Here is a 25,206-nt window from a genome sequence, read left to right as displayed (position 1 = left end):
CCCGAAACTTGATGGTCAAAGAAGTCAATCGCGGGGAAGCAGCAGGGGGGAAAACTGTTGCTTACTTTAAGCCTCACGGGCACTAAAAATAACAACGCCACAAGGTGATAATAAGAATGAAACTGCGCAGGATCTCTGTTTCTACTCCCATGCATATCGCACCGGCTCGCGCCGGTTTTGCCTTAGCCAGTATACTGGCTGTGGCTCCGGTTCAGGCCGTAGAATTCGACCTGATGGATGGCGATGTTTCTGGTTCCCTTGATACCACTCTTTCCTACGGCGCTATGTGGCGTGTGCAGGGACAGGACAAAAATAACGACGGTATCAACGGCAACGATGGTAACCGTAACTACGACACTGGCATCGTATCCCAGGTTTACAAGATCACTTCTGATCTGGAACTGAACTACGAAAACTACGGTCTGTTTGCCCGTGGTACTGCTTTCTATGACTCTGAGTTGGATGGTAAGACCAACTTTGGCCAGGAATCCTGGCATGCAAACCAGCCTAGTCAGGCTCAGAAAGGTAATGCCAGTAATCCAGCTAACCGTTTCACCAGTGATGCGAAAGATATCTCTGGCCATGATGCACAGCTTCTCGATGCCTACGTATATGGCAGCTGGGATATCGCAGATCGCCCGGTAGATGCGCGTTTTGGTAAGCAGGTATTGAGCTGGGGTGAAGGTATTTTCTACCGCAACGGTATCAACTCTACCAACCCGCTTGATGCTGCCAAGTTCCGCCTTCCAGGTTCAGAGCTGAAGGAAGCACTGATTCCAGTAGAGACCTTCTCTCTGAGTGTTGGTCTGACTGATAACCTGTCTATGGATGCGTTCTACCAGTATAACTTCCGTAAGACTCAGATTGACCCGGTAGGTACTTTCTTCGCTGAGACTGACTTGTTTGCTGAAGGTGGTAATACGGCCTATACCGAATCTTCCGAATTGGCGCCAGCCGTTGGGTTGTATGGCTTTGGTAATCAAGCATTAGGCGTTCCATCTGCTAAGACTGGTGCTTTCAGTGCTCTTGGTATCAGCGGTGATGCTAATACTGACTTTGCTGCAAATGGCGTAACAAAAGTTGCTCGTATCGGTGAGGATATAAATGCTAAAGATGGCGGTCAGTTTGGTGTTTCTTTCCGTTATGTTGCCGAGCAATTAAATGATACTGAGTTTGGCTTCTATTTTGTGAATTATCACAATAAAGAACCTCTTATTTATGCAGCACTTGATAAAGATTTTGAAGGGGTCAATCTTGCAGGTTTAACAGGCGCTTTGGGCGGTAATAGTACTGCGGCAGGTGGTCTGGCTACTGTTGAACTTCTAGACAATGTTGAAGCTAATCGTAAGTACGTAGAAGATATTCGTGTTTATGGATTCAGTTTTAGCACCACTTATGGAAATACATCCTTTGCCGGTGAAGTTGCTTACCGTCCAAACCTTCCAATAGGTATTTCAACAACTGACGACCTCCTTGGCGATATCATTCAACAGGGGGCGCAACTTGCTGACAATAGTGGGGCGTTGAGCGGAACAGCAAACATTGGTGGGGAAATTGTAGCCAAAGGCGGAGAAATCAATAACTACGAGCGTGTTGAATCGTTCAATGTTTCTCTGTCCGCTATCCATAACTTCGGTCCAACTCTGAGCTTCGACTCCCTGTTTGGTATTGTTGAGTTTGCTTCTGAGCATCTGCGTGGTTCTGACCTGAGTTACAATGCCTTTAATGGCGAGCGCAAGTTTGCAGGCCGCGGTGACTGTGCCTATGTTGATTTCTCTTCTGGTGAGTGTGATGCAGACGATCAGATTTCTGCAAACGCCTATGGTTACAGTGCAGTACTGGCTGGTTCCTGGAACGACGTATACGCCGGTGTGACCCTGAATCCATACCTCCGCTGGAGCCAGGATGTGAAGGGCAACTCTCACCGTACTGGTAACTTCCTCGAAGGAAGAAACAGCATGACTGTGGGTATGTCCGCACAGTACCTGGATGTGGAAGCTGAGGTTCAGTACACAGAATTTACTGGTCCAAGCACCAACAGCCAGCGTGACCGTGACAATATCTCCATCGGTGTGAAGTACTCCTTCTAATCGTTGGTTATTGTCCAAGACAGGAGGCTGGCATCAGCCAGCCTCTTTACTATCAACCTTTGACACATTTACTTTTTGCTCAGATTTTTACCGCTACAATGATTTGTCATCGCTATTGGTGACAGCAAGGTTTCGCGATAGCAGGGCTAAGTGAGAATAAATAATATGAGAACAACAAGAACACTGATTGCCAGTCTGGCTGCACTTATGATGTGTGCCGGTCCGGTGGCGGCGAAAGTGTCCTCCGCCGAAGCCGGTAAACTGGGTAAAGAACTAACACCAATTGGTGCTGAGCGTAAGGGTAATGCCGATGGTAGTATCCCTGAGTGGAAGCCATTCACTGATGCCGATATTCCTGCCGGCTACAAAGGCCCTGGCAAGCATCTGGCGAACCCTTACCCCAATGACAAACCACTGTTTACTATTACGGCCGCTAATCTCGATAAATACAAAGGTCAGCTGACTGACGGTCAGATTGCCCTATTCAAGGCCTATCCTGACACCTTCAAGATGCCTGTTTATCAGACCCGTCGTAATGCCAAGTATCCTGATCGTATCTATGCCAATACTAAAAAGGCTGCGACTTCTGCCACTCTGCTGAAAGGTGGTAATGGTTTTGAAGGTGCTATGGATGCTTATCCATTCCCAATTCCAAAAACAGGTCTGGAAGCCCTCTGGAACCATATTGTTCGCTATCGTGGTGAATACCTGGTTCGTCGTGCATCCGAAGTGGCTGTACAGCGTAACGGTAGCTACTCACTGGTAACCTCCCAGCAGGAAGTGTACTTCAAGTACAACAACCCTGAACTGGCAGCAAAAGACCTGAAGAACATTATCTTCTACTATCTTTCATTCACTAAGGCTCCAGCCCGTCTGGCTGGTGGCGCAATTCTGGTTCACGAAACCCTGAACCAGATCAAGCAGCCACGTAAAGCCTGGGGTTATAACGCCGGTCAGCGTCGTGTACGTCGTGCACCAAACCTGGCTTACGATACCCCAATCGCTGCTGCCGATGGCCTGCGTACTGCTGACGATACTGATATGTACAACGGTGCTCCAGATCGTTACGACTGGAAACTGGTTGGCAAGAAAGAAATTTATATCCCGTACAACAACTACGAGCTGATCAGCGATAAGGTGAAGTACGACGATATTCTTGATCCTGGCCACGTTAATCCTAAGTACACCCGCTACGAGAAGCATCGTGTATGGGTTATCGAAGGTACTCTGAAGAAGGGCAAGCGCCATATCTACTCTAAGCGTGTCATCCACCTTGATGAAGATAGCTGGGGTGCAGCGGTTGTAGACCAGTATGATGGACGTGGTGACCTGTGGCGTGTAAGCATGGCTTACCTGACCAATATCTACGATCTGCCAACGACCTGGACGACTTTGGATGTGTTCCACGATCTGCAGTCCCGTCGTTACCATGTGCAGGGCCTGGCGAACGAAGAAGAAACCTTCCTGGATTACAGCAAGGCCATTCCTTCCGAAAAATACTTCAAGCCATCTGCACTGCGTCGTCGCGGTCGCCGATAATCTGATCACAATCGCTTGATCTGTCCTTCACTGGCGTCCTTTTCAGGGCGCCAGTTTGAGAATAAACAATAATAATCACACAGGGTTGGCTATGAAGTTTCCCTCATTTGTGCTTTCAGCGTGTTCAGGCCTACTGGCATTGGGAGTGGCTTTGTCGGGGGGAGTAGCAGCCGCAGAACCAGCGTCTGAAAAAGTTCTTTCCTCTTTATTTAATGATATTGACCGCGTTGGTTCTAGTCAGCGACTGGTTGCAGTTGGCGACCGTGGTTATGTGCTCTGGTCAGACAATATGGGTAAGGAGTGGAAGCAGACTCAAACTCCTTCTGATGTTCTCCTCACAGCCGTTGATTTTCCGTCCGACGACACTGGTTATGCTGTTGGTCATGATGCCGAAGTCTTTAAATCTCAGGATGGCGGCCAAAGCTGGAAGCGTGTTTACCAGGATCAAGAAGCAGAAATACCTTTGCTGGACGTTTTCTTCACAGACAATAACAACGGCTTTGCCATAGGCGCGTATGGGTATCTGATTCAGACGACAGATGGTGGTAAAACCTGGCATGACCGTCGTGACTCTATCGATAACGAAGATGAATTCCACTTCAATGCCATGACTCGCTTGAAGGATGGAACTCTGGTTATTGCAGGCGAGGCGGGCACTCTTTATCGCTCAATAGACGGTGGTAAAAACTGGGAAACCCTGGAGAGCCCTTATGAAGGTTCTTTCTTTGGCGTTCAGCCTTTAGAGCAGTTAAATGCCGCTGTCGCGTATGGCCTGCGGGGTAATGCATTTATCACCACAGATAGCGGGAAAACCTGGGCAGAGCTGGATACAGGTACTGATCAGTCTCTCTACAGTGCTGTTGTACTGACTGGCAACCAACCACTTCTTGTGGGCAGCAGTGGCACCTTTGCTTTGAACGATGGTGATGACAGTCTGGTGGCTAACCAGTCTGACCGTGCCGCGTTAACGGGCATAGTGCAGTCCCGTGACAATATGTTTGTGGTTACTGGCGATAACGGTATTAAGCGAGTAAGCCCTGGAATTCTGGGCCAATAAGAACTAGCGGATTTAATTTATGAGTAATAATCATTCATCAGAGCCGCTGCTGGAGCGAGTGTTTTTTAATAACCGCTTGCCAGTACTGGCCTTTTTTATTCTTGCGTCTGTTTTCCTGAGCTGGAAACTTACTGGCCTGCGCGTTGATGCCAGTTTTGAAAAAATGATCCCTCTCAAGCACCCGTTCATTATGAACTGGCTTGAACGCCGTGATGATATGGGTAGTGCCAACTCTCTGCGTATTGCTGTTGCTCCAAAAGACGGCGATATCTTCAACGCAGAGTATATGAAAACCCTGCAGAGTATTACTGATGAAGTTTTCTATCTGCCGGGTGTTGACCGTGCTTCACTGAAGTCTCTCTGGACACCAAATGTTCGCTGGTTGATGGTGACAGAGGAAGGTTTCGAGGGTGGTCCTGTTATTCCTCAAACCTATGATGGCAGTGACTACAGCCTTGAAGAACTGAGAACCAATATTCTTCGCTCTGGTACAGTTGGCCGCTTGGTAGCCAACGACTTCCAGTCCAGTATTGTTGAATTTCCTCTGTTTGAACTGAATCCGGAAACTGGGGAAAAGCTGGACTACGCAGCACTATCAACCGCTCTGGAAGATATGCGTGACCGCTACGCTGATCAGGACGTTAATCTTCATATTATTGGTTTTGCCAAGATTGTTGGTGACCTGTTTGAGGGTGTTCAGGCGATCGGTATTTTCTTCCTGATGGCCCTTGGTATTACTGCGGTTCTGCTGTTTATGTATTCCCGCTGTCTCAAGTCTACGATTGTTCCCATTATCTGTTCTTTGATTGCAGTGGTATGGCAGCTTGGCTTGCTCTCAGCGTTGGGCTTTGCACTGGATCTTTATTCCGTCCTCGTGCCGTTCCTGGTTTTCGCCATTGGTGTGAGCCACGGTGTTCAGATTATCAATAATATTGGTATCGAATCGTCCAAGGGTGCAAGCTCACTAAAAGCTGCCCGTCTGACATTCCGTGCTCTTTATATCCCCGGTATGCTGGCTCTGGTTTCCGATGCTATCGGCTTCCTAACTCTGTTGGTTATTGAGATTGATGTAATTCAGGATTTGGCTATCGCTGCTAGCTTGGGTGTTGCGGTTATTATCCTGACTAACCTTGTTCTACTGCCAGTGCTTATGTCTTGGGTTGGTGTGAGCAAGAGTGTTCGTGAGCGTGGTGATGAGAGCGAAAAACACTCTCCGTTCTGGTCTTTGATTTCCAAGTTTTCTCATCCTTACGTAGCTCCAGTTTCCATTGTTCTGGCACTGGCTGGTTTTGGCTATGGCATGATGATGAAGTCAGAGCTGAAGATTGGTGACCTTGATCCCGGCGCACCAGAACTTCGCGCAGATTCCCGTTACAACTTGGACAATGCTTTCATCACCGGAAACTACTCCACCAGTGCAGATACGTTTGTCACTATGGTTCAGACTGGTACAGAGATGTGTTCCAGCTATGAAGTGATGAACGCTATTGATAAGTACATGTGGCACATGTCGCAGGTGCAGGGCGTTCAGGATGCGGTATCCATGGTGACAGTTGCCAAGCAGGTTATTCGTGGCCTGAACGAGGGTAACCCTCAATGGCAGACTCTGTCCCGTAACCAGTACGTGCTGAATAATGCGATCAGTAATGGTACTGCCAAGCAGTTGTATAACGATGACTGCAGCTTGGCCCCTGTGCTGCTGTTCCTGGAGGATCACAAAGCCGAAACTCTTGAGCGTGTGGTTGAGGCTACTAAGGTCTTTGCAGCGTCCAACAATACCGATGATATCCAGTTCCTGATGGCGACTGGTAACGCGGGTGTTGAAGCAGCGACTAACGAGGTTATCTCTTCCGCCCAGAACCTGATGCTGGTTTGGGTTTACTCAGTAGTGAGTGTTCTGTTGCTGCTGACCTTCCGCTCAGTGCGCGCTGTTATCTGTATTATCGTACCTCTGGCTCTGACTTCACTGTTGTGTCAGGCGTTGATGGTGCATCTGGGTATTGGCGTTAAGGTAGCAACATTGCCAGTAATTGCCCTGGGTGTTGGTATTGGTGTGGATTACGGTATCTATATCTTTACTCGTCTGGAGAGCTTCCTGAAGCAGGGCATGAGTTTGCAGAAGGCTTACTATGAAACTCTGCGAACTACAGGTAAGGCGGTTGTCTTTACCGGTGTTACTCTGGCGATTGGCGTGTGCACCTGGATCTTCTCCCCAATCAAGTTCCAGGCGGATATGGGTATGCTGCTGACCTTTATGTTCCTGTGGAATATGTTTGGTGCTATCTGGCTGCTGCCTGCTCTGGCTCGGTTCTTTATTCGTACTGAGAAGGTTGTTGAGAAGGATGAGGAGGTCCGCCCAGCGGTAAGTCTCTAAACTCTTAGCAAGCTGATATAAAAAGAGCCATCCGTGATATGCGGATGGCTCTTTTTTTGTGTCTGTTGTGATATTTATTGGCGTTAACCGGGAAGTGATATTCTGTTTTCCGCACCGCAGACCATTCCCTGGTCTGGAGGTGCTCTCAGGCCATCCATAGCCTTTGAAAACAGAAATCTACTTCCCCGCCTCAAGCAGAAGAGTTGTGTTTAAGGGTTAATGGATTCCAGTTCTATTGTGGATTTTTTAGTTCGGCTTAAATAAAGCTTTCTTGCAACCTTCAAAGCTTCCGCGAGTTCTGCAGTATTTGTGTTCTGAGCTTTGCTTTGGCTGTATTGTGATTGCTGAATGCTCACCCATAGGTTAGAAAGTTTGGTGTGTTCCAGAGTTTTGATAACTTCCCCTGAAGAATAGATTGGGCGCTTTAGAAGAAGCATTCCCCACTGTTTCAGTGCACTCTCAACATTGTTTAGATTATTATTTGAGCAGGTTGCTTGGAGATTCTGAAAAGCTTTTTGTTCATCGCTTCCAGACTTTGCTTTCTTTTTAGTGGGGGTCTTTGCAGTAACAGGATGTTTTTTTCTGCGAACAAGAGCCGCCAGCGTTCCCAGCCATAACAAACCAAATGTCCCGGTCGCAATCTGCCAGTAAATCAGCGAGTCACTGTCTTTAGTTTCAGTAGTTGTTGGCTGCGTTTGCTCTATTGCTGGTGCAGCAGATTGAGCAAGCCCCGGTTGATTGATAACTGGCGGTGTTCCACTCAATGACGTTGTACCGGGGAGTACGGTAATCGTTTGTCCTTCCAGCTTGGCGGTTTCAATCTGCTGAGTTTTGGTATTAAACCAAGTGATGGTTACCGCAGGGATTTCCAGCTGTCCGGCTTGTGTGGGTACCAACGCGACAGATTCACTGCGGGTTCCTATAGGGCCACGACTGCCAACACTGTCTTCCGTTTTAGGCTGATCAGGGTAGGTTTTCACATTGAATAGCTGTAATGGCGGCAGAGGTGGAATCTGGGCACTGTTACTGCCTTGGGCACGAATCTTTACGGTGCGAGTAACTGAATCACCTGCGGCAATCTTTGTCGTGTCACTGCTCCAGGATTCCATGATATCCATGCTTTCTGCTGGTAGCCATGGTTTATTGGCTGGCCAGTTAGCCGGGATAGGATTGACCTTTAAAGTCATATCAGGTGATACCGCTCGGAAAGGTTCCGGGCGTACCATGCGCATCAAACGACTGCGGCCGTAAGGATCTTCACCTTCTATGTATCCGGTAAGAATCTGGCCGGGTATGGTTACAGTGCCCGCCTGTGTAGGAGAAACCATATAGCGGCGGGTAATCACTCTGTGGCGCACGCCATTAATGATCTGCTCCTCGTCTTCATCTTTGCCCAACACTTTAAAGCTAACATTGTCGGCTTCCGGAGGTGTCAGGTTTGGAGACTCAGCGTAATCCACGCGGGAGTAAATCTTCAGGGTCAGAATGGCTTCCTGGTTTTGCCAGAGTTCCTCTGTACTGATACTGGAGCGGATATAAACATTCGAGGTTGCAGCAGTACCCTGACCATCCGAACTTCCTTTCTTGACTTCAACAGTGATGGGTTGTGACTGATCACCATTGAAACTGACCGGTGGAATAGAAAAGGTTCCTGGAGTTTTTGGCTGAAGGATCAGTTTCCAGGTAGTTGTGGAATTATTCTGCCCACCAGAGAAATTAATAACCCGGCTCTGGCTTTGTCCTCGACTCAGGATGATGAAATCTTTTTCCAAAGGTGAGAAGTTGGGGCTTCCCATTACGGAAAAGTTATCACTCTCCAGTGAGTAGCGAATGGCTTCGCCTTCATTCAATACCAGTTTGTCTACGGTAGCGGTCAATGCGGCCAGTACAGGGGCGCTGGCAGTGGCCAGCGCCAGAAATAATACGCTTGGTTTTACCATGTCTTCTCTCCCTGCTGGACAGGCTGTCTCTGCTGTTGCTGCTCAAACTTACGGCGCAGTAAGCCGCCAGGGTCATCCGGAATGCGACGCAGCCAGGCTTCTATCTGCTTGGCATCCTGATCTGGTTCGTCATCTTGAAACTGTTGGCTTTGTTCCTGAGATGAACTCTCGGATTGCTCCGGCTGTGATGGTTGAGGCTGCTCACCAGCATCTTCTTGTGCATCTTTAGATTGTTGGGATTGTTGTTCTTCTGATTCTGAAGATTCGTTTGAACTGCCTTGATTTTGCTCGCTCTCTGAATCACCAGACTTTTGATCTTCAGATTGCTGTTGGTTTTTTTGCTGGTTCTGAGAGTCTGAGCCTTGGTTATCTGATTCAGAATTGTCATTCTGGGAATCTTTATTTTCCGAGTTTTCGGAATTGCTTTCAGAGCTCTGGTTTTGATCAGAGTTTTGCTCATTATTGTCTGAGTTCTGGTTCTGATCACTCTGTTGCTGGTTGTTTTGTTGCTGCTGTTGCTTTTTCAGGTCCTCAACAATTTGTTTGTTTTTCTGTGCAACTTCCAGATTTGGGTTTTTCTCAAGGGCTTTGTCATAAGCCTTGAGCGATTCATCAAGTTTGCCCGCTCGAGCCAGAGCATTGCCCTGATTGTAAAAACCCTCCGCTGAATTTTGCTGACTGAACAACTTGGCGGCTTCTTCATAGTTACCGCTTTTATCCAGTGCTTCAGCTTTCCATTCAGGGGTTTCAAAGGTTTCAGAAGCAGCTTTCGCATCACCGTTCTCAAGTAATGCTTGTGCTTGTTGATCTGGTGTTTCCCATAAGTCTTTCCATTCCATGGCATAACTTTGTTGGGGTTGAAAACTTAAACCCAATAACAGAACTGGGAGTACCCAGCCTCGACGGAAGGCGAGGGCGGCAAAAGGCAGCAGCAGTAAAACCAGCCAGCGGCCTTCGTCATACCAGCTGTCAAAGCTGCGATCGACCCGAATGGTTTCGTCTGTAACTGAAGAGCCGGGTATCAATGAAAGAATATCATTGTCGTTCAGAGTCAGGTCGCTGTAACGGCCACCGTTGATTTTGGCAGTACTGGCAAGAATATCTCTGTCTAGTTGAGCCATAACAATGGCGCCGTTTCTGTCGCGCTGAAAACCACCATTATCACCGGGAACCGGTGCTCCGGCTTCTGTACCAAAGCCCAGAATGGAAAGTTTATCGCCGGACTGTTTTAAAATATTGGTAAGGGTCTGGCTTTGACTTTCTTCCATACCATCGGTGAGCAGAAGAATAGTTCCGGCCTGCCCGGCACCTTGTTTCATCAGTTCAACAGCCTGAACTACCGCCTTTTCCGGACGGCTGCCGGGCACCGGCATAATGCTTGGGTCGAGTGCCCGAATCATATTGATCAGAGTGGCGCTGTCGTCTGTAAGGGGCGTAACCACATGGCTGTTTCCGGCATAAGCCACCAATCCGGTTAAACCATCTTTACGCAGACGTACGATATCGGTCAGTTTCTGCTTGGCCCGTACCAGCCGATTTGGGCTTGGGTCTGCGGCCAGCATAGAGCGGGAAAGATCAACAACCAGCACCAGAGGTGCGCGGCTCTTTTCTACTGGGGTAGTCAGTTGGCGCCAGGTTGGGCCAGCCAGAGCAATCACGGCAATAATTCCGGCAAGTGTTGCCAATATGGCAGGTGCACGGCTGCGGGTTTGTTGTTCACCTTCCAGAAGATGTTCCAGCAGATGATTTGGGATAAGTTTTTGCCACTGACCAGCCTGCAGGTTTTGCTTCCAGAGTGTCCAGCCAAGAAACAGGACTGGAATGACACCCAGCAACCATAGTGGCCGTAGAAAATGGAATTGTTCAATCATGCTCATACTTCACCTCCCGTTCTGCGAAGGGAAGGCAGGGTTTTTATGGCAGCCAGCATAAGAGCCAGAATAAAGGCTGCGCTTAGTGGCCAATAGAACAGCTCTTTCACTGGGCGGAAGGTTTCCTTGCTCAGCTCAACAGGTTCCAGCTGATCAATAATGGTGTAGATCTGCTTTAGCTCATCCGCAGAGCGGGCCCGGAAATAACGGCCACCGGTTAACTCGGCGATTTTGGTGAGAGTTTCTTCATCAAGGTCAGCAGAAGGATTAACCCGCTGTGCACCAAAGCTGGAGCCAAAAATACCGGGTACAATCATTTCTTCTGCACCAACGCCCACGGTATAAATGGTGACTTTTTCCTGTGCCGCAATCTCTGCGGCTTTGATTGGGCTGAGGTTACCTGCGGTGTTGTCTCCATCGGTCAGCAGAATCATGACTCGCTGATCCTGTGGCCGTTTGCGCAGTTGTCTGACCGACATACCAATAGCGTCGCCTATAGCCGTAAGTGGGCCTGCGATACCAATAGTGGCTTCATTCAGCAGGGTGCGAAGTGTTTCAATATCAAACGTCAATGGTGCCTGCAGGTATGCCTGGGTACCAAACAGTACCAGCCCAACCCGGTCGCCTTTGCGGCCATCAATAAACCGTGAGACCACATCTTTCACGACTTCCAGACGATCGGCTTCCCGCCCTCTCAAGGAAATGTCCTTTTGGGACATACTGTTAGAAAGATCCACCGCCAGTAAGGTATCCCGGCCAGTTACCGGAAGCTCAACGGGCTCTCCTACCCAGCGTGGACCTGCGGCTGCCAATAACAGCAATAACCAGGCGAGGCCAGACAAGAGCAGAGGAGCCTTGCGGTTGCCTGCAGGGGAAGAAAGAGAATCTTCCAGCGGAAGATCGTTATAAAACGGTACCAGCAATGCGCTTTGCTGTTTATTGGCAGGCTTGGAAAAACGATAAACCAGCCATGGCAGTGGCAGCAGAATCAGAATCCAGGGAAGGGTGAATTCAAGCCCTTTTAATACATCAGGCATGAGAGAAACCTTCCTTTTTAGTGCTTCTTATTTTCTTGGATTGCGGAGCCTTGTGTTTGCGAATCCAGAGTTTTATTGTGCTATGGAGTTTTTCTGAATTTGCATTAACAGTGGTGCTGTAAACCTGCCCAAGTGCTTTACCTTCACCTTTGCTGAATTCGGTACTCTGTTTCAAGCCCTTATCCAAAAACTTCAGCCAGTTATCGCCATTAAGTGCAGCAACCTGCTCTCGGGGAAATGCGCTTAACGCAACAGATTTTAAAAGATGGTTGTACTGTTTCATCAGTTTCAACTGATCTTGATGGTGCTCGTAACTCTGCTGAATGGCGTCCAGCTTTTTCAAGGCTTCTCGCCGATAGGCATTGCGTTTGTACCAACGCCAAAAAGCGATTCCTGCTCCAGCAACAACCAAGACAATCAGAATTGCCAGAATCCACCAACCGACTGCTGGTGGCCAGAAACTTATAGGATCCGGAAGAATATTAGGCTCAAGTGCGTCTAAAGGATTTGCTGCTTGTGGCATTTGTTGTGGAGGTGTCACTGGGAACCTCCTTCAGAATGACTGGCCGGTGAATGAATATGCCCAAGCATCTGTTCATCGGTTGGCAGACTGCTGTTAATACGCATTAAAGGAATACGGTATTTATTCAGATGTTCAGTCAGAGTCTTCTGCTTGCGTGCGGCCTGTGAACTGTACAGCTCTCTATTGCGTTTGACTCGGGTATCGAGAATGCCGCGTCGACGCCCATCGCTGACACTGTACAATCCGGCATCTGGTAATTGTTGATCAAAGGGATCAAACACCTGAACAGCCATCACATCATTGTGACGGGCAATCAATGCCAGATTTTTCAGGCCATTGCTGCTGATGCCATGGAAATCACTGATAACCACCACAAGTGAGCCAGGATGTGCCAATCGTGAAGCGCTGGCCAGCATGGTATCAAGCGCTTTGTCATTACGGGCCTGCCCGGCTTTTAACTGCTGATTCATTCCCGCAGTCTGTTGCAATAGCTGCAGAAGGTGTTGACGGGAACGTCGTGGACGAAATTCTTTGTGAGAATCTGTGCCAGCTAACAGTGCTCCAACCCTGTCGCCATGATGAAGGGTTTTCCAGGCCAGCATGGCCATTGCTTCTGCAGCAGCAACAGATTTGAAATTCAGTTTTGAACCAAAGAATAATCCCGGTCCCTGATCCAGAACCAGAAGCACCGGACGTTCTCTTTCTTCCCGATAAACTCTGGTTTGAGTTTTATTGGTGCGGGCACTGGCCCGCCAATCGATGGTACGAATATCGTCGCCCGGCTGGTAACCACGAAACTCTTCGAAATCCATGCCCCGGCCACGAATACGGGACTGGTGACCACCCGCCATCAAGGCTTTAGCGGGGCCAGGGCGAAACAGTGACATACGTCTGGCCGGAGCTGCCAGACGGGTCAGTTCTTCAAGGCTGGTATAAGCGCCACTCATACAATGCTCTCCTTAATTCTTTTTCTTGGAGAGGTTAGGCAACTGCAACCTGTTGCATCAGCTGAGCAAGAATCCGGTCTGCATTCATGCCCCGAGCTTCGGCTTCGTAGCTTGGGATAACACGATGACGCAGCACATCATGGGCAATCGCCTGAACATCATCTGGGGTGACAAAGTCACGGCCATTCAGCCAGGCATGGGCGCGGGCGCAGCGATCAAGGGCAATGGTTCCCCGAGGGCTGGCACCGTATTCCAGTAACTGGCCAAGGTTCTGTTGATACTTGGCTGGGTCACGGGTGGCATCAATCAGGTGAACAATATAATTTTCAACAGCGCTATCCATATGCAGCTTCAGCACTTCTTCACGCGCGGCAAAGATCGTTTCCTGAGGAATCATGGAAGGTACGGCCTGCTCAATATGCAGGGCTTCACCACGAGCCAGGCGAAGAATATCCCGTTCTGCTTCGATGGATGGATAATCAATACTCACATGCATCAGGAAACGGTCAAGCTGGGCTTCTGGCAGAGGGTAGGTGCCTTCCTGTTCAATAGGGTTCTGGGTCGCCATAACCAGAAATAGTTCCGGCAACTTATGAGTAGTGCCGGCCACGCTGACCTGACGTTCCGCCATAGCTTCCAACAGAGCTGCCTGAACCTTGGCCGGTGCACGGTTGATTTCATCAGCCAGAACAAGGTTCTGGAAAATCGGACCTTGCTGAAAACGGAAACTGCCATCTTCCGGGCGATACACCTCGGTGCCGGTAATATCAGCAGGCAGGAGGTCGGGAGTAAACTGAATACGCTGAAAACCTGCAGCAAGACCATTGGCAAGATCTTTAATGGCTTTGGTTTTGGCCAGGCCTGGCGCCCCTTCAACCAGCATATGGCCGTCAGCCAGCAGAGCGATCAGCAAACGATCGAGCAACCGTTCCTGACCAATAATCATTTTGCGGAGGTAGTCTCTTAGCGACAGAATGGATTGACGGGAAGGGGATACATTTGTCGCTGATTCCATAAATACACTCACTTCTTCTTAGAACAGGTAAAACCGTTAAATACAAAGGTGCTGACTATTTATCAGCGAATGTTTTTTCGGTGTCAAGTTATGCGCTTTACCCATTGTTGGCTTTGGGAATGCACAGAAATGACAGTGCTTCGACAGGCAAGCGTCCAAAAAGTTCCCTGCTAAAAGTACTTTTGTGTTTCGCTTGCATAATTGACAGGGGTGAACTCTCATCCAAAAACAGAAATCCCTTCTAAGCTAGACAGCCTTAAGTAGGTCTTCACACAGGGCTTTGGCGTGTCAGTGAATCTGTACGTTCGTATTCTTACAGGTTTTTACTTGTTTGGTTTTGCTTGGGTCGGGTGGGCCGATAGCAAACCAAAGTCGTCAACTGCTCCTGCTCCGGTTGCAGTCACAGTGGTAAAAGTTTCTCAACAAACCATACCTGACACTTTGGAAGCTATTGGAACCTTAAAGGCGATGGCGGCTACTCAGCTAAGTTTTCAGGTGGCCGGTCATATCAAATCTATTCATGTCTCAGACGGAGCTGTAGTCAGCCGTGGCGATACGGTCGCTGCTCTGGACGAAAGTATTGTTTCTGCTGAACTGGCTCAGGCTCAGGCCAACCTTGAAGAAGCCAGTTCTAAACATCAGCGTTATCAGCTGTTAAAAGGCAGTGGAGTGTTTTCCAAACAGGATTACATCAGCGTTGATTCTGCCCTGAAAGTGGCTCAGGCCAAGTTCAATGGAGTAAAGGCAAAAATGCATGATCTGCTTTTGATTGCTCCCTTTGCTGGCCATCTTGAGCGATTCCAACTGGGGCTGGGAGCTTATGTCGATGCAGGAACAGCTCTGGTGCAACTGGTTCAGCTTGATCCGTTAAAGGTTGAATATTTTCTCGACCAGTCCCAAAAGCACAAGGTAAAGGCAGGGCAAACGGTAAAGCTAAAAGTTGATGCCGCGCCCGATCAAATATTTGAGGCAAAGTTAAAGTTTGTCGGCGCAACCGTGGATGATGCCACCGGGCACTTTGCACTGCAGGCTGAACTCCCAAATTCCGACGGAGCATTATCGCCGGGTGAGCTGGTGCGTATTACCCATGTTCTTGATACCGGCGTTAAGAAAATTGTGGTGCCTCAGCAGTCTGTTACCGTTCAGCTTGATACCAATTATGTATTCCGGGTTGTGAACGGGAAAGCGGTGAAAGCCGCCATCGATCTTGGTAATCATCTGGATAACGGCATGGTGATTGTCAAAGGTGGTGTCAAGGTTGGCGAAACCGTGATCTCTGGTGGCGTTCAGAAAATTACCGATGGTCAGCTTGTCACCACTTCTTCAGCTGCAAAACAAAAGGCTGGTTAATAATGCAGTTACCGGAAGTCTGTATTCGCCACCCTGTGTTTGCTGTGGTTCTCAGTCTTTTGCTTGTGGCTGCTGGGTTGGCCTCTTTGCAGATGCTTTCGGTTCGTTACTTTCCTGAGTTTCGCCAGCATCGGACAACAATTGATAGCGTTTTACCTGGTGCCAGCGCCCAGTTTATGGCGGAGGAAGTTACCAGCCATCTTCTGGATGCTATTGGGAATGTTGATGGGCTGGAAGATATCAGCACCAGTAGCCGGACAGGGCGTAGTCATATCTCTGCCAAAGTCCGGGAGGATGTGGATTATTATGCGGTGCTGAATATTCTCAGGGGCAAGGTTGCCAAAACTCTGGATCTCTTACCGGAAGGTATGCCTCATCCTCCCGTGGTGTCTGATGATTCTGGTGCCGATTGGCAAACAATTCCTACGCTGTCTTTTGGCTTTCGCTCATCAAACATGAGTCTTGATGATATTTATGAGTATCTTCGGATTCAGGTTACCCCAAGATTATTGGCGATTGATGGTGTGGGTGCTGTGCCGTTGTTTGGTTACGGCGGGAAAGTTCTGTGGGTGTTTCTTGATCCTGCAAAAATGGCCTATCTCAATATCACAGCCTCAGATATTTACGATGCTCTTGGCAATAACAATATCAGTATCAGTTCCGGATCGATTATCAGCCACGACCGGCAGTACGTGCTGGTTTCTGATACCCAACTTCACACGGCAGATGACTTTTCAAAGATAGTTCTTCGCAATGATCATGGGCAGGCTGTCACTATTGGTGATGTTGCTTCAGTGGAATGGGGGGAGGCCAGACTTGATCATCAACCCGTTCTGATTGATAGGAAGGAAGGCATAGTGATGCAGGTGCGCCCCTTCGCTGGAGCCAACCCTGTGACTGTGGCTCATCTTGTTCAAAAAGAAATGAAAGATATTGAGCAACACCTGCCGGAAGGGCTGACGGTTATTACGACCTATGATCAATCACACTTCCTGAAAAAGGCACTGGATGAATGCCGTAAAGCGGTTTTTGAGGCTATTGCCTGTGTTGTTCTGGTTATGATGTTGTTTCTGGGCTCGCTAAGGCTCGCCATTATTCCAGTGGTCACCATTCCCGTATGTATTGTGGCGACATTCTCAGTGATGGCAGTGCTGGGGTTCACTTTAAATATTGTCACTCTGTTGGCCATAGTTCTGGCTATAGGGCTGGTGGTGGATGATGCCATTGTTGTGGTTGAGAACAGTCATCGTCATATCAGTCAGGGGGTATCACCGGTTCTGGCAGCAATCAAAGGTTCCAGGGAATTAACCTTCGCTGTGATTGCCATGTCTTTAACCCTTGCGGCGGTGTATTTGCCAGTCGGTTTTGCCAATGGCTTTACCGCTACGATTCTTCGGGAGTTTGCTTTTACTCTTGCCGCTGCTGTTTTGATCTCCGGGTTTGTGGCCCTGACTCTTTCTCCAATGATGTGTGCTTATACCCTGAAGCCAGCCGGGCAAGCTTCTGCAGTTGTCAGGGTTTTATCCTCAAAATTGGATCAATTGGATCGGGCTTACAGTCAGCGGTTGGGGCAACTGCTGCAGCACCCTAAATCAGTTATGGCTGTTGCAGCTTTGTGTTTTTTAACAGGGTTTCTTGTGTATGCCCAGTTGGGACGACAGCTGATTCCCAAAGAAGATATTGGCTATATCGAAACCGGTATTATTCTGCCTCCGGCCAGCAGTCAGGAATTTATTAACCGCAATATGATTCTTCTGGATGGATTTCTGGCTAGTCAGGAGAATATCCAGACCGTTGTCTCTTACTATCTCGGTTCTCCAACAAGCTTTGTCACACTGGATAACTGGAAGAAGCGTTCCGAAGATGCCGCTACCTTGGTAAAGCAGCTAAATCACAGTGTTGGAAATGCTGTGACTGCGATGAATATTTCTTTTCAGCTACCTGATCCAGTGGATTATGGCACTGGAGCTGGGGGGCTTGAGTTAAAACTGCAAACCCTTAACCGTGATCCGGTGGCATCAGCTCTGAGTAACCTCAGCGAAAAGGTGGTTAAGGCTCTGTCTGATATTGATGGGCTGGTAAATGTTGAAAGTTCATTGGTCTATAACACTCCTGAGTTGGAATTTACCCTGAATCGGGAAAAGGCCAGCCAGTATGGTGTTAGCCTGACTGATATTAGGGACAGCCTGCAGGTGATGATGGGGGGAGCCAAACGTGCGACCCAGATTCGTACCACTGATGGGCAGACTTTCAGTGTCAGAGCGCAGCTGGACAGGGCATGGTTGGGGGATTTCAGTATTATGGATTCCATTAATGTTGGCTCTTCCAGCGGTAAGGTTTTGCCGTTATCCAGCTTGATTACCGTGAAAAATAAAACGGCTGCTCCTTCTATTGAAACCTGGCACCGCTCCCGTGCAGCAACGGTTCACGCGGATATTGTACCGGGCACTTCTCTTGTCACACTGAAAGATGAAATTACCAAGCGGGTTGGAGGTTTGCTGGGTAATGATCAGTCCATGACTTTTGCAGGTTCTATTCAGCAACTGACTGATTCTGAAAACAGCATTCGCTGGTTGTTCCTTATGGCGATAGTGTTTATTTATCTGATACTTGCAGCGCAGTTTGAGAGTTTTATCGATCCGTTTGTGGTTTTGCTCACGGTGCCGCTTTCCATTGTTGGAGCGCTTTTGATGCTCTGGATATGCAGTCGCACGCTCAATATTTATACAAATATTGGTTTACTGACGTTGGTGGGCTTGGTCAGCAAACACGGCATACTGATTGTCAGTTTTGCCAATCGCAAAATGGCAGAAGGTTTTAGTGCCGTGGAGGCAGTTGTTTCAGCGGCTTCAACACGTTTGCGCCCCATTCTGATGACCAGTCTGGCAATGATTTTTGGGGCACTGCCGCTGGCGCTGGCTACCGGGCCAGGTTCTGAAGGTCGTTCTGATATCGGTCTGGTGCTGGTGGGAGGCATGATTATGGGGACTTTGTTTTCCCTGCTGATTGTTCCCACGGCCTATCTGGTGATGCTTCGTTATCGAAAATTGGATGTTCTTTCGGAAATCTCTGCCAGATCCTCGTCGTCTGGTTGATTCCTTTGTTTTACGAAAATCTACAAGAAAATGTCGTTTAGTACTCGCTACGCTATGGACATGCCGTAGTATTGTGGGTAATTGTCGCTGTGTGGAACCTTTAGCTTGTGGGCTGGAGAAATCCGCAGATACAAACAGGAGGAGGGAATCGTCTTCTCAGGGCGAAGGCCCGGATTTTTAGGAAGATGATTTTTGCCAGGCAGTACCTGATCAATGCCAGGGGAACCGGTTAATGGGGCATGTTTACGCAGATAGCAGGGATGAGTTTATTGGGAAGCTGGAACTGGAGTTGTCCGGTCATCTTCCCGAAGAGCAGCTGGAAGGGCTCAAAACTTTTCTGAAACCTTTTTTTTCGATCACAACGCCGGAAGAACTGACTTCTTACAGGCGTCGTGACCTTCTGGGCAGTACTTTGGCGTTCTGGCGCTTTTTCCAGACCCATGACCACAGTGCCCCCAAAATTGAAGTGCTGAACCCGGATTACGAGAATAACGGCTGGCACTCAACCCATACCATTATTCAGATTGTGCATCCGGATATGCCCTTTATTGTGGATTCTGTACGCATGAAGCTGAACGAGCGCGGAGCCACAATTCATCATCTTCGTAACTGTGTGCTCAGTGTTGACCGCGATGATAACAATAAGCTGGTCACTGCCGGAAACGGGAGCTCAAACAAAGAAGCCCTGCTTTATATCGAAGTAAACCGCCTTGCCCAGGAAAGTGAGCTGGAAGCCCTACAGAAAGACCTCTCAGATGTACTGGCTGATGTGCGTCGGGTTGTAGCCGACTACCGGCCAATCTGCCGCAAGGTCGAAGAGATGATTGGCAGCCTGGAAGCTGGTTCCTCTTCAAAAGACAGTGAAGTCAAAGAGGTGGTCGAATACCTGCGCTGGCTGCTGGACAATAACTTTACCTTCCTGGCCTTTGAAGAGCTGTCGGTAGATCGCGGTAAAGAGCAGACAGAAGTGGTTCCCGTAGAAGGACAGAGGCTTGGTCTTCTGCGCCCAAGGCACAGCGGACAACTGGATCGTGTCTCACTGGAACCAGAACTGGATCGCAATATCTTTGCGGATCATTCCCTGTTGTCTTTTGCCACTGCGGCGGTACGTTCCAGTGTTCATCGTCCGGCATACCCCAGTTTTATCCTGGTTAAACGTTTTGATAAGTCTGGCACGGTGATTGGTGAATACCGGTTGATGGGGCTTTATACCTCTCCGGTATATACCCAGAGCCCTCGTGCGATTCCCTGGTTGAGGAATAAAGTCAGTAATATTGTTCGGCTGGCGGGTCTGGATATGGGTAGCCATCATGGCAAGGAGCTCACCCAGACGATTGAGGTTTTCCCAAGAGAAGAGCTGTTCCTGACACCTGTAGATCAGTTGTTTGAAACCATTATGGGAATCCTACGTATTCAGGAGCGCAATCAGATTCGGGTGTTTATGCGCCGTGATCCTAACGGACTGTTCTGCTCTGTACTGGTTTATGTTCCGCGGGAGGTCTACGACACCACCCTGCGTACCCAGATTCAGGATATTCTCTGTGAGCGGCTGAATGCTGTGGATGCGGAATTTACCACGCACTTTTCAGAATCCATTCTGGCCCGGGTTCATTACGTTCTGCGTCTGTCTGAGAAAGGCTGTGATGACTTTAATCCCAAGGCTATTACCGCAGAGATTAACCAAGCGGCTTACTCCTGGGATGAAGAGTTCCGTGATGCTCTTATGGAAGCTCGTGGGGAAGTCGATGGACATGCCCTGCTAAAGAGTTTTGAAGGCGGTTTCCCGGTCAGCTACAGGGATGCGTTTACCGCCCTGACAGCTGTTGCCGATGTTGAGCATATTCAACACCTCAACGCTGATTCACCTATGGCGATGAGCTTTTACCAGCCCATCGATGATGATGGCTATCTGCACTTCAAGGTTTTCCATCAAGGAAAATCTTTGCCATTGTCGGACCTTATTCCGATTATGGAAAATCTTGGTCTGAAGGTTATTGGCGAACACCCTTACTATATCTACCGGAAGGTGAATGGTAAGAAGGTTCGGGTCAGCCTTCATGACTTCACTCTGTCCCTGACTCACGGCCAGCAACTGCCTTTGCGGAAAGTTGCGGGTAAGTTCCAGAAAGCCTTCCAGCGTACCTGGGATGGTGAAGCGGAAAATGATCGCTTTAACCGTCTGGTGTTGGTGGCTGGTATGGACTGGCGCCAGGTCAGTATGTTGAGAGCCTATGCTCGCTATATCAAACAAATTCGCTTTGGTTTCAGCCAAGGATATATTGCAGACACTTTGTGCAATAACAATGAGATAGCTCTGCAGCTGCTGAAACTGTTTGAAGTGTCCTTTGATCCAAGTATTGATCTGACCCAGGAGCAGCGAAAAGCCCGTAGACAACAATATCAACAGAATATTCTGGAAGCGCTGGATGGCGTGAGTGTTCTGTCTGAGGACCGGGTTCTGCGCCGTTACATGGAAACCATAATTGCCACACTGCGTACCAACTTTTACCAGTTAGACGAAAGCGGCCAGAATCATGATTACATGTCCTTTAAGTTTGCGCCGGGGGATATTCCTGATATTCCCAAGCCTGCGCCTATGTTTGAGATCTTTGTTTATTCGCCGGCTGTGGAAGGTGTTCACCTCCGTGGCGGCAAGGTTGCTCGGGGTGGCTTGCGCTGGTCGGACCGGGTGGAAGATTACCGCACGGAAGTATTGGGGCTGGTAAAAGCCCAGCAGGTTAAGAATGCGGTGATTGTACCGGTTGGCGCCAAAGGTGGTTTTGTTCCTAAACGCTTGCCAGCCAATGGCTCCCGCGAAGAAATTCAGGCAGAAGGTATCGCCTGCTACAAACGCTTTATCCGTGGTTTGCTGGATGTGACAGACAACCTGGTGGATAACGAAGTTGTTCACCCCAGCAATGTTATTCGTTACGACGAAGATGATACCTATCTGGTTGTCGCTGCAGATAAAGGCACGGCAACCTTCTCAGATATAGCCAACGGTATTGCTGAAGGTTATGGCTTCTGGCTGGGTGACGCGTTTGCGTCAGGTGGCAGTGCCGGTTATGACCATAAGAAGATGGGCATTACCGCTAAAGGTGCCTGGGTTTCCGTGCAACGCCACTTCCGTGAACGGGGCGTTGATGTCCAGAAAGATCCGGTCACTGTTGTCGGTATCGGTGATATGGCCGGGGATGTATTTGGTAATGGTTTGCTCAGTTCCAAAGCTTTGAAGCTGGTGTCGGCCTTTAACCATATGCATATTTTTGTGGACCCTGATCCCGATCCTGCCGCAAGCTATGTCGAGCGTGAACGGCTGTTTAAGTTGCCTCGCTCCAGTTGGGAAGACTATGACAGCAAGCTGATTTCTGAAGGTGGCGGCATTTTCTCCCGTAATGCCAAATCCATCAGCATCTCTTCTCAAATGAAAAAAGCGTTTGGTATTCGAGCTAATCGTCTTACTCCCAGTGAATTGATCACAGCCATTCTGAAGGCTCAAGTGGATCTGATCTGGAATGGTGGCATCGGCACTTATGTGAAGTCCTCCCATGAAAGTCATGCCGATGTGGGGGATAAGGCCAACGATAATCTGCGTATTGATGGTGCCCAGGTTCAGGCGAAAGTACTGGGTGAAGGCGGCAACCTTGGTTTCTCCCAGCTCGGCCGTATTGAATATGCTTTGAATGGTGGCGCGCTGAATACGGACTTTATTGATAATGCCGGTGGCGTGGATTGTTCTGACCACGAAGTAAATATCAAGATTCTGCTCAACCAGATCGTTGCGGCAGGAGATATGACCCGCAAACAGCGGAACCGGATGCTGGAGGATATGACCGAAGAGGTTTCCACTCTAGTACTGGGCAATAACTACCGCCAGACCCAAGCAATTACTCTTGCGGAGAGTGAATGTCTGAGCCAGATGGAAGAGTACAAGCGCTTTATTCATGCCCTTGAAGCAGAAGGGCGTTTGGATAGGGCTATTGAATTCCTCCCAGATGATGAAATTATTCGTGAGCGTCAGGCTGCTGGCCAAGGTTTAAGCAGACCAGAATTGTCTGTACTGATTTCCTATAGCAAAGCTGATTTGAAAGAGAAGCTTCTGGAATCCAAAGTACCGGATGACGAGTATCTGGCTCGGGAGCTGGTCACAGCTTTCCCGAAAGCTCTTGTTGAAAAGTATGGTGAGCCGCTGGCTCAGCACCGTCTGAATCGGGAAATTGTAGCGACTCAGATTTCCAACTATTTGATCAATATGATGGGGCTGACATTTGTCAGCCGGCAGCAGCAATCCACTGGTGCCGATGCTGCTGATATTGTGACCGGATTTGTCGTGGCCAGAGATATCTTTGGCGCAGAGCGGTTGTGGTCTGATATTGAAAGCCTGGATCATATTGTTGAAAGTGAGCTGCAGCATGAGTTAATGGGCGAGGTGATGCGCCTGCTGCGCAGAGCTACCCGTTGGCTGGTTCGCATGAAGCAGGTTGATCGAAACACTGCTGATTGTGTTGAACATTATCAGAGTCGCTTGTGTCAGCTGATGGAAAACCTTTCAGACCTGTTGCCAGAGCGTCAACGCAAAGAGTGGCAGGAGCAGGTTGATCAGCTGGTGGCCAGAAATGTGCCTGAACAGCTGGCTCAGCGTATTGCCGGCGTTCGTCACTTGTTCAGCATGCTGTCAGTGATTCAGGCGGTTGATCAGACCGGTGAGAAACTTGAGAAGGTTGCTTCTGCATTCTTTGCCATTGGCGAGCATCTTGATCTGCACTGGTTCTATCAGGAACTCAGCCGGCTGGAGGTTCAGAATCACTGGCAGGGGCTGGCTCGTGAAGGTGTCAGGGATGAACTGGCACTGCAGCAACGGGCACTGACTGTAAATCTGTTGAAACTTGATCCTTCTGCAGAAGATGTCTGTGAATTGCTGAAGCGCTGGAGTGAGGCAAATTCTATTGCCTTGTCCCGTTGGAATGCAATTCTGGAAGAGTTGCGGGGTGCTGCTGGCAGTGAGCTGGCCATGTACACCGTAGCTACCCGGGAACTTTTGGATTTGGCACAGAACAGCTAAGTTCTATCTCTGTTGTAAAGTATGCGGGCAGCCCAAAGGCTGCCCGTTTTCGTTACCCTTCATCTCTAACTATTGAGTTAGAAGTGCTCGCCTTTTTTCTCTCGAAGTGGTCGAACGTCCAATAGACAGAAACAAAGGTTGTTAAGACTAAAATGAGTTTTCCACTTCCCCCCAGTTACTTGAGAACATCAGGTTTGCTGTCCCCTGTTGGTATGCCAGACCATGAGCCCAATAAAAGTGTTTCGGTGATTGTTGATGTTTGGCCCGGCCAGAAAACTATTAAGGAGTATTACCTTTCCGATTCAAGTGGAAAACCCATTACTGACAGGAGTGTGCAGGAAGCGACTTGTCGCGAGCATTTACGGTCTCGTTCTGAGGAGCTAAAACGTCAGTGTCAATCACTCGAACAGGTCAAAGTCCTTGAGAAGGTCTTCAGTCATCTGGAAGGTGGATGTGTCACCCGGGACAAGTTTTGTTATGGAATAAACAGCTTGAAGGAAGGTGCGCGGGCCGGTAATGAAACGTTTTGCTTAGTTGGAAAAGTTGCTGATCACCTATATGAGGTTGATTGTTCTTCAGGACGCTTTTATCTGGGGCTGCAGGTAAGTTGTCCGGAAGAAGGCAAGCCTCTGGAGCACAGGACAGTATTTATCATGCCGGCTGCCTTTGCTCATTACAGTAAGGTGGATTTCTCTTCAAGCTGTGAACGCGAATGCTTTGTTAAACCTTCATTTGTCTCTTTCAGCGATGTGCCATATCCGGCTGTGGCATTTCATGTTGCCCCCAGTAATCCAGAGTTTCTGGGGCAGCTTCTGCGTGTGAAAAGCATTCATAGCGTGGTTCAACGCTTTGCGGGACAAAGCCTTAAGGACAAGAGAGATGCGTTTCTAGGGGCATTTAGAACAAAATTTCCCAGAAATGTATTTCCAGATGAGCGCTCACTCTTGATTCCAGTTCCAAACCCTTATCAATCGAATATCAATCCGATGCTGGCAAATGTGACTTTTCATCAGGACGAGCAGGGGGCTGTGAGAATTCGATTGAAAACACCCCTGGTAACAAAAGAGCTATACGATTTTGAGGCAATCAAGGGTTTGATTGAGTACTGGGCTGGTGCAAATAATGTTGCATTGGAGCGAGTTGAAGCCAGTGGCGGTGAAGTTATATTTGGAACAGTTTATGACGGCACGCCAGGTTCTCCTGACGAATTTATGAAAGCTGTAGAAGCTATTCAGGTTGCCTATGAAGCTTATATGGAAGAGTTTCTTGCCGTTATGAGTGGCTTACAGGCTTTGGCATAGCCTGA

Annotated in this window: 14 protein-coding genes; 8 read left to right on the top strand and 6 right to left on the bottom strand. The window is 48.7% G+C overall.

Translation table 11 applies throughout. The features are described from left to right. Window positions 1-116 precede the first annotated feature (116 nt). From ACY2RR_RS12310 to ACY2RR_RS12295, 4 genes are all read left to right on the top strand, one after another. Complete coding sequence (locus ACY2RR_RS12310) at window positions 117-2,090, top strand: DUF1302 domain-containing protein (protein WP_490108446.1); 1,974 nt, start codon at window positions 117-119, stop codon at window positions 2,088-2,090. A 165-nt stretch (window positions 2,091-2,255) separates the two neighbouring features. Beyond that, complete coding sequence (locus ACY2RR_RS12305; protein ID WP_490108445.1) at window positions 2,256-3,629, top strand: DUF1329 domain-containing protein; 1,374 nt, start codon at window positions 2,256-2,258, stop codon at window positions 3,627-3,629. A gap of 91 nt (window positions 3,630-3,720) precedes the next feature. Continuing rightward, on the top strand, window positions 3,721-4,686 hold the full coding sequence (locus ACY2RR_RS12300) for a WD40/YVTN/BNR-like repeat-containing protein (protein ID WP_490108444.1): 966 nt from the start codon (window positions 3,721-3,723) through the stop codon (window positions 4,684-4,686). A 19-nt stretch (window positions 4,687-4,705) separates the two neighbouring features. Then, window positions 4,706-7,060, top strand: coding sequence for an efflux RND transporter permease subunit (locus ACY2RR_RS12295; RefSeq protein WP_490108443.1), 2,355 nt, complete (start codon window positions 4,706-4,708; stop codon window positions 7,058-7,060). 209 nt (window positions 7,061-7,269) lie between these two features. Here the strand turns inward: ACY2RR_RS12295 and ACY2RR_RS12290 are convergent, their stop codons facing one another. Genes ACY2RR_RS12290 through ACY2RR_RS12265 form a run of 6 tightly spaced genes read right to left on the bottom strand, consistent with a single transcriptional unit; the run spans window position 7,270 to window position 14,393 of the window. Next, window positions 7,270-9,000, bottom strand: coding sequence for a BatD family protein (locus tag ACY2RR_RS12290; protein WP_490108442.1), 1,731 nt, complete (start codon window positions 8,998-9,000; stop codon window positions 7,270-7,272). Then, a complete protein-coding gene (locus ACY2RR_RS12285; protein ID WP_490108441.1) occupies window positions 8,994-10,877 on the bottom strand; it encodes a vWA domain-containing protein in 1,884 nt (627 codons plus the stop codon). Before ACY2RR_RS12285 ends, ACY2RR_RS12290 begins: the two co-directional genes overlap by 7 nt. After that, the gene (locus tag ACY2RR_RS12280) at window positions 10,874-11,908 is read right to left on the bottom strand and encodes a vWA domain-containing protein (RefSeq protein ID WP_490108440.1); all 1,035 of its coding nucleotides are present in this window, start codon (window positions 11,906-11,908) and stop codon (window positions 10,874-10,876) included. The genes ACY2RR_RS12285 and ACY2RR_RS12280 overlap by 4 nt, the downstream gene beginning before the upstream one ends. Then, a complete protein-coding gene (locus ACY2RR_RS12275) occupies window positions 11,901-12,449 on the bottom strand; it encodes a DUF4381 domain-containing protein (RefSeq protein ID WP_490108439.1) in 549 nt (182 codons plus the stop codon). The genes ACY2RR_RS12280 and ACY2RR_RS12275 overlap by 8 nt, the downstream gene beginning before the upstream one ends. Continuing rightward, window positions 12,446-13,378, bottom strand: coding sequence for a DUF58 domain-containing protein (locus ACY2RR_RS12270; RefSeq protein ID WP_490108438.1), 933 nt, complete (start codon window positions 13,376-13,378; stop codon window positions 12,446-12,448). Before ACY2RR_RS12270 ends, ACY2RR_RS12275 begins: the two co-directional genes overlap by 4 nt. A 34-nt stretch (window positions 13,379-13,412) precedes the next feature. Then, window positions 13,413-14,393: an AAA family ATPase gene (locus ACY2RR_RS12265; protein WP_490108437.1), complete on the bottom strand. Its 981-nt coding sequence runs from the start codon at window positions 14,391-14,393 to the stop codon at window positions 13,413-13,415. Between the two features lie 285 nt (window positions 14,394-14,678). Between ACY2RR_RS12265 and ACY2RR_RS12260 the strand changes: the two genes are divergently transcribed. The 4 genes from ACY2RR_RS12260 (at window position 14,679) to ACY2RR_RS12245 (ending at window position 25,201) form a co-directional block, all read left to right on the top strand. Further along, complete coding sequence (locus ACY2RR_RS12260; RefSeq protein WP_490108436.1) at window positions 14,679-15,743, top strand: efflux RND transporter periplasmic adaptor subunit; 1,065 nt, start codon at window positions 14,679-14,681, stop codon at window positions 15,741-15,743. 2 nt (window positions 15,744-15,745) lie between these two features. Further along, a complete protein-coding gene (locus tag ACY2RR_RS12255; protein WP_490108435.1) occupies window positions 15,746-18,838 on the top strand; it encodes an efflux RND transporter permease subunit in 3,093 nt (1,030 codons plus the stop codon). Between the two features lie 232 nt (window positions 18,839-19,070). After that, entirely contained in the window at window positions 19,071-23,900 is a 4,830-nt protein-coding gene (locus ACY2RR_RS12250; RefSeq protein ID WP_490108434.1) for an NAD-glutamate dehydrogenase, read from the top strand. 152 nt (window positions 23,901-24,052) lie between these two features. Then, on the top strand, window positions 24,053-25,201 hold the full coding sequence (locus ACY2RR_RS12245; protein WP_490108433.1) for a hypothetical protein: 1,149 nt from the start codon (window positions 24,053-24,055) through the stop codon (window positions 25,199-25,201). Window positions 25,202-25,206 lie beyond the last annotated feature (5 nt).

Source organism: Parendozoicomonas sp. 2304DJ65-17, from assembly GCF_058148445.1.
Note: the sequence above shows the minus strand (reverse complement) of the source record. Positions and strands in the feature narration are given on the sequence as shown.

Excerpts from the sequence above, each read along its gene's own strand:
- ACY2RR_RS12250 (WP_490108434.1), top strand. The coding sequence starts at position 19,071 with ATGGGGCATGTTTACGCAGATAGCAGGGATGAGTTTATTGGGAAGCTG.
- ACY2RR_RS12290 (WP_490108442.1), bottom strand. The coding sequence starts at position 9,000 with ATGGTAAAACCAAGCGTATTATTTCTGGCGCTGGCCACTGCCAGCGCC.
- ACY2RR_RS12305 (WP_490108445.1), top strand. The coding sequence starts at position 2,256 with ATGAGAACAACAAGAACACTGATTGCCAGTCTGGCTGCACTTATGATG.
- ACY2RR_RS12295 (WP_490108443.1), top strand. The coding sequence starts at position 4,706 with ATGAGTAATAATCATTCATCAGAGCCGCTGCTGGAGCGAGTGTTTTTT.
- ACY2RR_RS12270 (WP_490108438.1), bottom strand. The coding sequence starts at position 13,378 with ATGAGTGGCGCTTATACCAGCCTTGAAGAACTGACCCGTCTGGCAGCT.
- ACY2RR_RS12300 (WP_490108444.1), top strand. The coding sequence starts at position 3,721 with ATGAAGTTTCCCTCATTTGTGCTTTCAGCGTGTTCAGGCCTACTGGCA.
- ACY2RR_RS12245 (WP_490108433.1), top strand. The coding sequence starts at position 24,053 with ATGAGTTTTCCACTTCCCCCCAGTTACTTGAGAACATCAGGTTTGCTG.
- ACY2RR_RS12310 (WP_490108446.1), top strand. The coding sequence starts at position 117 with ATGAAACTGCGCAGGATCTCTGTTTCTACTCCCATGCATATCGCACCG.
- ACY2RR_RS12265 (WP_490108437.1), bottom strand. The coding sequence starts at position 14,393 with ATGGAATCAGCGACAAATGTATCCCCTTCCCGTCAATCCATTCTGTCG.
- ACY2RR_RS12285 (WP_490108441.1), bottom strand. The coding sequence starts at position 10,877 with ATGAGCATGATTGAACAATTCCATTTTCTACGGCCACTATGGTTGCTG.
- ACY2RR_RS12280 (WP_490108440.1), bottom strand. The coding sequence starts at position 11,908 with ATGCCTGATGTATTAAAAGGGCTTGAATTCACCCTTCCCTGGATTCTG.
- ACY2RR_RS12255 (WP_490108435.1), top strand. The coding sequence starts at position 15,746 with ATGCAGTTACCGGAAGTCTGTATTCGCCACCCTGTGTTTGCTGTGGTT.